Source organism: Candidatus Hakubella thermalkaliphila (assembly GCF_013281975.1).
GTDB classification, from domain to species: domain Bacteria; phylum Actinomycetota; class Humimicrobiia; order Hakubellales; family Hakubellaceae; genus Hakubella; species Hakubella thermalkaliphila.
The window spans coordinates 1-923 of sequence record NZ_BLRZ01000335.1; the positions used below are offsets into that span (position 1 = coordinate 1).

Genomic DNA, 923 nt, shown 5'->3' on the forward strand with positions numbered 1-923 from the left:
AGCCTTCATTTCGTTCTCGGCCCATCCAATTCGTTCGTTAGGGTTCTGAGTCATTAAAAAATAGGTGCTAGCTCGAGCTTTCCATCGACCAATATCTTTCCCTCGGACGAAAGGATATAACAAGTCAGGCTCGATGGCAGCTCGAACTTTGGGAACCGAGAGCTTACCTACATCAGTAAGGTTTTCGATAACAATAAGATTATCAGAACGACGCTCCAAGATCTGGATCCAATAGACGGCATTCATCCAGGTACAGGCTCCTATAGCGGCTCTGTAATCTGACAACCCAATAATCTTTTGTAAGGCATGGATTGCCCGAGGGCGGGCAGTCAGCCAGGGGGAGGTAGGCTTGTTATCAACTGGCACCGCCTGGAAATGGCTTCGTCGTGTTTGATCCGTTGCTTCTTGTAGGGAACTTTCTATCGGGATTCTTCCGCTAACCTTTTTTCGCCACAGAGTGTACGGTACTGGATACCGGGTAGCCTCTCCTTTTTGCAAAATAAGAATGGCTGTCTGGTTAGTAGCTCCTTCAAATGGCTGAAGCTCTGCCATGTCATCTACATGCATTACCCGAAGAGGATTTCCTTCTTCTCCTAAGTGAAAGCGCCGGAACCCATCCCCTGCGCCTTTAGTCTTAAAAAGCGTTTGAGTAATTACAAATCCCAAGCGTCCTTTGGGTTTGAGATAATAATCAGCGCAGGCATAAGTAAACAACATTGCCAGGTCTTTCTTGCCCCCGCCAAGCCGGGCTTCATGTCCTCTAAGGGAAAACAGGCCGTAATTCACCCACAGATCCTTAGAGAGCTCCCGCCAGTCTTTAGCCAGACTTTCCCAATTAACCCACGGCGGATTGCCCGCCACTAGATCAAAGGCTTCCTGCAGTACCGGGGCAAAGCTGTTCTTCAACAGCCTAGCCCATATTC

The 923-nt window shown here is 48.6% G+C and carries 1 protein-coding gene; it reads right to left on the reverse strand.

Annotated features, from left to right (window positions below):
- Positions 1 to 906: SAM-dependent methyltransferase (locus HW443_RS11970; RefSeq protein ID WP_219857258.1), on the reverse strand; the 906-nt coding region annotated here is incomplete at its 3' end.
- Positions 907 to 923 lie beyond the last annotated feature (17 nt).